Here is an 8257-nt window from a genome sequence, read left to right on the forward strand (position 1 = left end):
GGGCGATGGTACGGGACGCCGGTGCGTTACCGTTTTCCCGGCAAGGGGATGGGCAGGTGGTCGAGCAGCGACCCGCCCGCCGCTCCCTTTTCCTCGGACCGTTTCCAGACGTAGACGCCCAGAACGCTGAGCCCGATCGCCCACATGAAGGTCAGGCCGGCGATGGATTCGATGATGCGGGCGGCCTCCGCCGGGGTCTTGACGATGGCCCATGTGATGGCGGCCATCTGCGCCGCCCAGGTCATGGCCATGACGTAGCCGAACGTCGGGCGCATCCGGCGGACATAGGCGTCTTCGGACGCGGCCTCCAGCCGGCTGGTTTCGTTGACGGCGCCCAGACGCCGGGTTTCCTCCTGCACCAGGGTCTTTTCATAATCGAGCAGCGCTTCCTGAAGCCTGGCGGCGGCTTCGGGGCTGGCCCGCAACGCGTCCATCAGCCGGGACGGATCGGATTCGCCCGCCGCGGCGGTGGCGTGCCCGACGATGCCCTGGGCGATGGTCTCGGCCTTGGGGCCGGCGACGCGGCCCACGAGGCTGGGGACGAATTCGGCGGCGAGGCTGATGGCAAGCGGAATGAGCGGCAGCATGGCGGCCTCATCACAGCAAAGAGGAGGAGAGGGCGGCACCGCTGTCCTGCCCCCCGGCGGTGCTGCCGCGCTGGAACAGGGCAGCCTCGGCGGCGCGGCGCTTCTTCAGGCCCGGCAGGTCCGTCAGGGTGCCGTTGACGCGGGCCTTGGTCCAGCGGCCGAACTGCGCCGCCGCCCCGGCGCGGTCGCCGGCGTTCAGCAGGCGCAGCAGTGTGGAGCCGGCCAGCGCGCCGGTGTTGAACTGAAAGCTTGCCAGCGCGCCGCGCTCTTCGGGGTTGAGAGGGACGGTGACGCAGCGGTCAACCGCGGCGGCGGCCTGCGCCAGATCCTCGGCCAGCCAGACCGCCGCCTGCCGTTCGGTGCAGGCCATGCCGGCGGTGACGCCGCGGGTGTGCCCGTACCCGATGGTCCACACCCCTGCCGGGCAACGGTAGGCTTGGGTGCGCAGGCCCTCGTAATATTTTACGAGGTCGATGGCGTGGCTGCAAACGGGGGTGGTCATGCTCTACACTCCCAGGAATTTCTTGAGGATCACCGGCGCCACAAAGGACAGGGCGGTGCCGGCGATGGCGAAATAAACCCCGAACGTGATCAGCTTTTCGCTGCCGTCGCCGATCTTGCGGGTCAGGGCGTCCAGCTTCTGTTCGATGCGGGTTTCGTTGGCGATGACGCGGCGTTCCAGGGCGTCGAAGCGCGTTTCCAGGACGATCGTGCGTTCCCGGTTCTCGCCATGCTTTTCGATGGCGGTGCTGACACGCTCCAGCCATCGCTCAAGGCCGGCGAAACGGGCCTCGACATGATCTTTGAGCCCCTGCATGTCGTGCCCCACGGTGGTCTCCGCCATGTTGGTGATGTCTCCGCGTTGCAGGGTGATGTGCCTGCGGGGTGGTTGGGTGTTTTGGTATTCATCGATGACTGATAGTTGAGTGGGCAGGGCCGCCGGCCGGGCGGCCCTGATGCGTGTCACGGCTGCATCGCGTTCAGATGTAGTCGATCACGTGGTTGGCGTTCCCCGCCTTGACGCGGGTGAAGGTCAGCCCCTGCGTGCCGGACGCCTTTTTCCGCTTCACGGTGTAATCGGTGCCGGGAACCATCAGCGCGTATTCGTCCATGCCGATGGTGATGTTATCGACCATGGGGGCGTACGACGGGTTGGACGAGGACATCAGGACAACGATGTTCAGGCTCGTCATCGCCGACACGTCCAGGGCCAGCAGGCCGGTCTGGAACTCCGCCCGGGAGTTGGCCACGCTGTCGAGCTGGGCCGCGGTGGCGGCGGTGGTCAGCGCCGAACCGTTCCATGTCATGGCATAGGCGGTGTCCACCCAGGCCGAGCCGTTCCACCGTTTCAGGGCCGAGCCGTACCCATCGGTGGAAATCAGGAATTTCATCGCCGTCCCCGGCGGCACGTACGCCGTCACCGCCCCGTTGTCGATGCTGGAGAAGGCCGACAGATCCAGCGCCGTCGCGCCCGGCTTGGTGGCGACCCAGTACGTGCCGGTCACGTACTGCTGACCATAGGGCAGCGTGGGAACGGCAATGGTGTCGCCGGTCCAGCCGCGGTCGGTGCCGTAGCTGTAGCGGATCTCGTCCATCCACCCGTACCAGCAATTGCTCCGGCTGGGGGCCCCGCCAATCGTCATGCGCAATGGGTAACCCGTGATGGAATAGAGTGTCACGTTGCTCACGCTGCCGACACGGGTGCCGTCCCAATAGAGGAAGAGCGAACTGCCGGAACGGACGACGGCGCAGTGATGCCAGGCTTGCGAAACGGAGACGGGGGACGGGGTGTTGTATGTGGCGCCGGTTTTGCCGCTGGTTGAATAGCGCACGGTCAGCCTGTTATCGGACGCGAGTCCGAGCGCCCACTGAATGCCCCCGCCTTGCGCATCCCAGATTTCATAGCCGCCGCAGACATTCACGAATTCGCGGAAAGCCGGGATATAGTCGGTGCCGGGATGAACAAAACATTCAAAAACCCAACTTCCCGTGGACCCATCGATATTCTGTGGATAAACATCCATAATGGACGATTGGCCGTTGCAGAGGAATGATGAAATTCCAAAATTTTTCTTCAAATTAGATGTGGTTATTTGTGCCCGGTCTGAGGTGAAGATTCTGTCCATGTTCGAGATCCAGATGCCATCCTTGACCGTCTTCACGCCTGTATTGCCGATGAGCGTGGCATTTTTCGACAATTCCTTCGCCCATTTCTGACCAGTCGAGCCGGACGAGAAATCCCAGAACAGCGCGGTGTCATCGTCGGACGTCAGGGCGGCCGGCGTGAAGTTGACCGTGTAACGGGGCTTGCCGCGGGTGAGGCGGAACTGGCTGATGTGGCCGGTGAGCGAACCATCCGTGGATGTCGTCCCCAGCCGCACCATGATATCGGTGGGGGACATTCCCAGCCACGCCTTCTTCATGAGGGGAGCGCCCGTTATTTTTCCGTTGATGTAAAGCGCATACCCGCGCGGCTCGCGCACGAGGGCGACATGAACGTCCGCGCCGACGGTTGTGGGACCGGTCGGAAGGGTTTCGATCGTCGATCCATCGAAGATGGAAGCCTTCAGGCCCGTCACGTCACCGAGGACCGACCAGCTCCCTCCTCCTCCATTGGCGCCCCAGATGCCGAAAAGGATGTGGTTGTAATTCAGGGTGGTCAGTTTGGCCCAGCATTCGAAACAGAAATATTCGGTGTAGCTGGCATTGAGCGGAGTCGAATTCCCGTCACTGAGGAGGCATGCATAGCTCACGTAGTTGTTTTCGGAGAAGCTCAGCGCCGTGCTGGAACCGTTGATGGACGCCGGGGCGAGCGCCGCCGTACCGGTGTAGACCAGCGTCCGGATCGACGACGCGTTCGTCTGCGCGGTCCCATGGCTGCTTTCGGAGCTGTCCAACGTCACCTTGTCACCGTTGGCGCCGTTGAAATGCAGCAGCAGCACCGTGCGGTCGTCGGCGGTGTACGGGGCCGTGGGCGGGGTGAAGCTGGACGTCCATTCGGCGACGCCGCGTTTCAGCCGCACCTCGTCCAGGCAGGCGTCCGTGGGGTAATTCCCACCGCCGCCGCTCCGGCCAATATAGAAGCGCCGCGGCGTGTCCCCCTGCATGTACAACGGCATGGTCCCGATGGCATAGGATCCTTTCTGAACACCGTTGGCGAACCAGAAAATCGTGCCGCCGCTGCGCGTCACGGCGATGTGGTGCCATTCCCCCACGGCCAGAACGCCAAAGCCGGACCCGGCCGGAAGAGCGTTCACCGTGCCGTTTTGGTTTGTATAGAGTGTGAGAAGAAGATTGGTCGTTCCAGAGGCGAATACAAAGGCGACGTTGCCGTTGATGGGCCCGGAGACGCAGGCGATGTCGCCCAGTCCAACCGGGACGCTGTTTGGGCGCACCCAGAAGTCGAGGGTGAAATCCTCCCCGTCCAGGGCGAAGTCGCCATGGGGCTTGCCGTACGACACGACCACGTCGGGGCGGGCGCCGCCGTTGATGCGCAGGCTGGAGGAGCCGAATTTGGCATAAGCGGTGGTGATCTCCGCATTGCCGCCCATGATGGCCACTTCATGCCCCGACCGGCTGTCGTCGCGGATGAACTGGTTGCCGTGACCGTCGTCGAAATGGAACAGGTGCACGGTGTCGGCATCGCGGACGTGCGGGGTGGTGTGCGGCATGAATGTGGCGGTGTAGCGCGCCACCTTGGAAACGCGGATCTCATCCATCCACCCGGTGAAGAACGGCGCGGCGGGGGACGACTCCCCGGCCGCCGCACCGATCACCATGGCCCGCGCGCCATAAGCGGTCGTGTCGGCGTAGGTTCCGGCGGACGTGCCGTTGACGTACAGCGTGGTGGTTCCGTTCTTTCGGGCAATGGCCCAATGGAACCATATATCGGCCGGGGGGGCGGTGGTGGAGATCCGGGCCGCCCCGTTGATCGACAGGGTGATGGTACCGGCACTCATGAAGAGCCGCGGGTTGGAGCCGGTGGTGTCGAGGATGGTGACGGGGGTGGCCACGGCGGTGCGGGCCCATCCCTCGATGGTGAAATCCTGCGCCGCCCCGAAGGCGATCTTGTAGCTTGACGGGATGGTGACGGCGCTGGCCCCGTCGAAATACGCACAGTGCGTGCCGAACGCGGTGATCTTGCGTTCGTCGACGACCTCGGTGTTGCCACTGCCTCCCTCGGCATGGATCAGCAGCTTGGTGGCGCCGTCGATCACGGCGCCGGCGGTGTTGGCCAGCGTGAAGGTGGTGCCCGTGGCGTCGGTCCCGTTGGTGTCCTGCTGGGCGTAGTCGCCTTCGTTGGTGTAGGTGATGTTGAAGGTCTGGCCGGCCACCTGCTCATAGGCGGCCAGGATCGACTGGCCGTTCAGGCTTGCGGTGTTTCCGGAGGGCACGTACAGCACGGACGATTGCTTGACCGTGGCTCCGTTCCCTGCCTCGGCGGGGATGGCGACGACCGTGCTCCAGGTGCCGTCTCCGCGCAGCACCTTGGTGGCATCGGGGGTGCCGGCGCCCAGAACGGCGGGGTTGATGGTGTCGCCGGTGGCGAATTCGCCCAGGGCGGCGGCCGGGCCGGTGATGGTGCCGTCGGCGTTGCGGCCGGTGCCGATGGCCTTGACCGGGGTAACATAGGTCATGTCGTCCTCGTCGGGAAAAGCGGTTGGGGTCAGAGGGCGCCGGGCGTCAGCGCGATGGGGCTGGAGGTGCCGTTTGCCAAGACGAAAGGCAGCACCGGCTGGTGCGTCAGGTCGCGGTAGTCGCCGGACAGGGCCACCGCGGACAGGCTGGCGCGGTCGGCCTTCTTCCCGAACTTGTCGGCGAGCGTCGTGATGAAAACCGGGTCGTTGCCGATCGCGGCAGCCAGCTTGCCCAGGGTGTCCAGCACCGGGGGGGCATCGCCGGTCACCTGTGCCACCGCCGTGGTGACGGCGGTGGTGGTGGCGGTGGTGGTGGCGGCGTTGGCGGTGAGCACGACGGTTTCCGCCTGGACGCGGGCTTCCTCCGCCCAATGATAGGCGGAATAGAGGCCCGGCTTGACCGGCGTGTTCCGCCCCGCCTGGGCAAACGCCTGTGCCAGGTCGCGGGCGTTGACGGCATCGGTCCTGGCCGCGAGAGCGTCGATGGCGGCCTGGGTGATCGACGCGGCGGAACTGGCCGTTTCAGCGGCGCGCATGCCCGCCGCCACCGCGTTGATCGCCGCCTGCTTCGCCTGCGTCGATGCTTCTCCCGCTTTCAGGGATGCGGTGACGGCGGCGGCTTCGGCGGCGGCCTTCTGGGCTTCGACCGAGGCGACGGCGCCACTGGCTTGCGTGGCGTAGAAGCGGGCGGAATACACCCCGCCCTCAACCGGGCCGCTCTCCTGGCTGGCCCAGGCGCCGGCGCGGTCGCGGGCGGTTTCGGCACCCTGCCGGGCAAGGGTGGCGCTGGTCTGGGCCGCCTGCGCCGCGGCCCTGGCGGCGACGGCGGCGTCACGGGCGGATTCGGCCGCCGTCTGATACTGGGCGGCCGCACCCGCCGCCGCTTCCGTCAGGGACTTGCTCGCCAGGGTCAGGCCGTAGGCGGCTTCGCTGACGGATTGGGCGGTTCCGGCGGCCTGCGCCGCGGACTGGGCCAGCGTTCCCGCCGCCATGGCATGATGCTTGGCCGAATAACGGGTATCCTCGACCGGTCCATCGGTCTTTTCCGCCCAGTCGCGGGCACGGTCAAGGGTTCCCACCGCCACGCTCACCCGCCAGCCACCGGCGTCATAGATGACGTCGGCGTAGCTTTCGTCGCGGACGGAGACCCGCCAGCCCACTTGGGGCTGGATGAATGTCCAGGTGGTCTTGTCCCACACCGCGATGCGCCCGGCCTGTCCGGCCCACGCGCCGGTGGCGTTGGCGGGCACGATGTAATTCCCCCGTTCCGATGGGGTGGCGGGCGGTGTGCTGGCCGCCCGGCTTTCGACGACGGTCAGGCCGGTGTCCTGAGCGATGATGGCGCCCTCGACCTTCAGGACCATCTCCTTCCACAGCGACGTGGTGTCGGTGTCGCCCGCGTCCGGGTAGGGAAAGTTGAAATAGGGGGTGACGTCGCGGGTGATGGTGTACGCTTCCCCCGCTGCCGAAGCCCCGGCGTACGGGTGCGACAGGGTAAGCCGGGTGCCGCTGTCAACCGATGCGATGGTGTAGGACACGCCGGAACGATACAGCGAAAACACCTGACCGGGGATCACCGCCCCCGTCCAGGCGGTTCCCGTGCCCGTCACCACCGGCGATCCCTGTGTGACGGAAACCAGCCCCTCGCGATACTGTGCCATAGTCCACTCCGAAAATATGGTAAGCATAATAAGTCATTGATGACTTATTATGCGGGTGATGGGTACAGCCGTTCCCTTCTGATCGCGGCAAGCGCGGTCAGCATGGCGTCCTGTTTGTCCGGCCGGTCCCGGGCCGCTTCAGCGTGGGTTTCCATGCGATGGTCGATGGCCATGCCGGGAGATCGGGACGTTGGTGGGCGGCGGCGGCCTCTGCACAAATCCTGTTTTAAGTTATCGACATAAAATTATATCCAACAAATATGTCAGTCATGACTGATTATTGACAGCAGTCTACGTGTTTTTGTGGGCAGTTGTCAACTCTCAGCCGTTCTTCCGTCACCGTTGACGGTTCGCCGCCGGTCACGACGGTGCAGAGGGCCGGAAGGGCCATTCAGGGCGGCCATGCCCGCGCCCTCAGGCTCACAGGCATGCCATCATGATGGACAGACGGCTTCGTGCCGTTTTCGTGGCGGCACGCCGGGGGCGGTGGACCCGGTGTCCGGCATCGGGCGTTCACAATTCCCCCCGTTTCACCTACATCATGGGGCTTGCACCGGTACGGCACGGTGTTCCGCGGAGGAGGGGGGCTTGTCATCACCGAAGGAGACCACGGGGGCCTCCGGCCCTGTGCCGGATGGCGGCGAGGCCGCACCCGGCGCGAAGCGGCCCGTCGTGAAGGCCCGCACCATCATCGAGGATATCCATCGGGCCACCGGCTTCGAGCGGGGCCAGATCGGTCTGACCCTGACCGCGCTCTACAACGCCGTGGCCGAGCGGCTGAAGGGCGGGGAGGATGTGGTCCTGCAGGATTTCGTGTCGTTTTCGGTCAAGGAATACCGGGAGCGGGATTATTTCGTTCCCCCCACCCAGGAATATATCTCGCGCGGGCCGGCCAGCCGCCTGCGGGTTCAGCCGGCGACCACGTTCAAGAAACGCGTTTGACCGCGGCGCTCCATGCCCTCTCACGCCGGGCGGGCGTCAGGGCGTGCTCCCGGTCTGACGCCGGCGGGCGTCGGCCAGCATCCGCTCCAGGCTTTCCACCGCAAAGAGCGTGCTGGCGACGCCGGGGAAATGGTCGGCCAGAACCCGTTGCAGGAACCAGATCTGGTCCATCTCCAGGATATCGGCGATTTCCTGGCACCGTTCGAGCGGGACGCGGGAGGTGCCGGATTCCATCATCGACAGGAAATTCGGGTTCCGGTAACCCATCTTGCGGGCGATTTCGGTCTGGGTCATGTGCAGCTCCTTGCGGCGCTGCCCGATGATGTCCCCCGGCGTGTCCAGATCGCGATAAGAAGCCATGGCCGGTCACCGTTCCTGTTGCCGATGCTGCCGATGCCGGGAGAGGCGGCTGAGATTCATGCCGCGCCCT

The 8257-nt window shown here is 65.4% G+C and carries 8 protein-coding genes; 1 reads left to right on the forward strand and 7 read right to left on the reverse strand.

All coding sequences use genetic code 11. The annotated features are described in order from the left end of the window. Positions 1 to 26: 26 nt before the first annotated feature. From M2352_RS20810 to M2352_RS20835, 6 genes are all read right to left on the reverse strand, one after another. On the reverse strand, positions 27 to 587 hold the full coding sequence (locus tag M2352_RS20810; RefSeq protein ID WP_264666446.1) for a holin family protein: 561 nt from the start codon (positions 585 to 587) through the stop codon (positions 27 to 29). Between the two features lie 10 nt (positions 588 to 597). Further along, a complete protein-coding gene (locus M2352_RS20815) occupies positions 598 to 1089 on the reverse strand; it encodes a lysozyme (protein WP_264666447.1) in 492 nt (163 codons plus the stop codon). Between the two features lie 3 nt (positions 1090 to 1092). Beyond that, positions 1093 to 1431 carry a hypothetical protein gene (locus tag M2352_RS20820; RefSeq protein ID WP_264666448.1) on the reverse strand — a complete coding sequence of 113 codons (339 nt, stop codon included), beginning with the start codon at positions 1429 to 1431 and terminating at the stop codon, positions 1093 to 1095. 136 nt (positions 1432 to 1567) lie between these two features. After that, positions 1568 to 5224, reverse strand: coding sequence for a LamG domain-containing protein (locus M2352_RS20825; protein ID WP_264666449.1), 3657 nt, complete (start codon positions 5222 to 5224; stop codon positions 1568 to 1570). Positions 5225 to 5253: 29 nt separating this feature from the next. After that, entirely contained in the window at positions 5254 to 6885 is a 1632-nt protein-coding gene (locus M2352_RS20830; RefSeq protein ID WP_264666450.1) for a DUF2793 domain-containing protein, read from the reverse strand. Positions 6886 to 6932: 47 nt separating this feature from the next. Next, a complete protein-coding gene (locus tag M2352_RS20835) occupies positions 6933 to 7058 on the reverse strand; it encodes a hypothetical protein (protein WP_264666451.1) in 126 nt (41 codons plus the stop codon). 415 nt (positions 7059 to 7473) lie between these two features. On the opposite strand from M2352_RS20835, the gene M2352_RS20840 reads away from it, so the two are divergent. Next, complete coding sequence (locus M2352_RS20840) at positions 7474 to 7827, forward strand: HU family DNA-binding protein (protein WP_264666452.1); 354 nt, start codon at positions 7474 to 7476, stop codon at positions 7825 to 7827. A 36-nt stretch (positions 7828 to 7863) separates the two neighbouring features. Here M2352_RS20840 and M2352_RS20845 read toward each other — a convergent pair whose 3' ends face one another. Then, on the reverse strand, positions 7864 to 8187 hold the full coding sequence (locus M2352_RS20845; RefSeq protein WP_264666453.1) for a helix-turn-helix domain-containing protein: 324 nt from the start codon (positions 8185 to 8187) through the stop codon (positions 7864 to 7866). Positions 8188 to 8257 lie beyond the last annotated feature (70 nt).

The organism is Azospirillum fermentarium (assembly GCF_025961205.1).
Taxonomy (GTDB): Bacteria; Pseudomonadota; Alphaproteobacteria; order Azospirillales; family Azospirillaceae; genus Azospirillum; species Azospirillum fermentarium.

Excerpts from the sequence above, each read along its gene's own strand:
- M2352_RS20825 (WP_264666449.1), bottom strand. The coding sequence starts at position 5,224 with ATGACCTATGTTACCCCGGTCAAGGCCATCGGCACCGGCCGCAACGCC.
- M2352_RS20820 (WP_264666448.1), bottom strand. The coding sequence starts at position 1,431 with ATGGCGGAGACCACCGTGGGGCACGACATGCAGGGGCTCAAAGATCAT.
- M2352_RS20830 (WP_264666450.1), bottom strand. The coding sequence starts at position 6,885 with ATGGCACAGTATCGCGAGGGGCTGGTTTCCGTCACACAGGGATCGCCG.
- M2352_RS20815 (WP_264666447.1), bottom strand. The coding sequence starts at position 1,089 with ATGACCACCCCCGTTTGCAGCCACGCCATCGACCTCGTAAAATATTAC.
- M2352_RS20810 (WP_264666446.1), bottom strand. The coding sequence starts at position 587 with ATGCTGCCGCTCATTCCGCTTGCCATCAGCCTCGCCGCCGAATTCGTC.
- M2352_RS20845 (WP_264666453.1), bottom strand. The coding sequence starts at position 8,187 with ATGGCTTCTTATCGCGATCTGGACACGCCGGGGGACATCATCGGGCAG.
- M2352_RS20835 (WP_264666451.1), bottom strand. The coding sequence starts at position 7,058 with ATGGCCATCGACCATCGCATGGAAACCCACGCTGAAGCGGCCCGGGAC.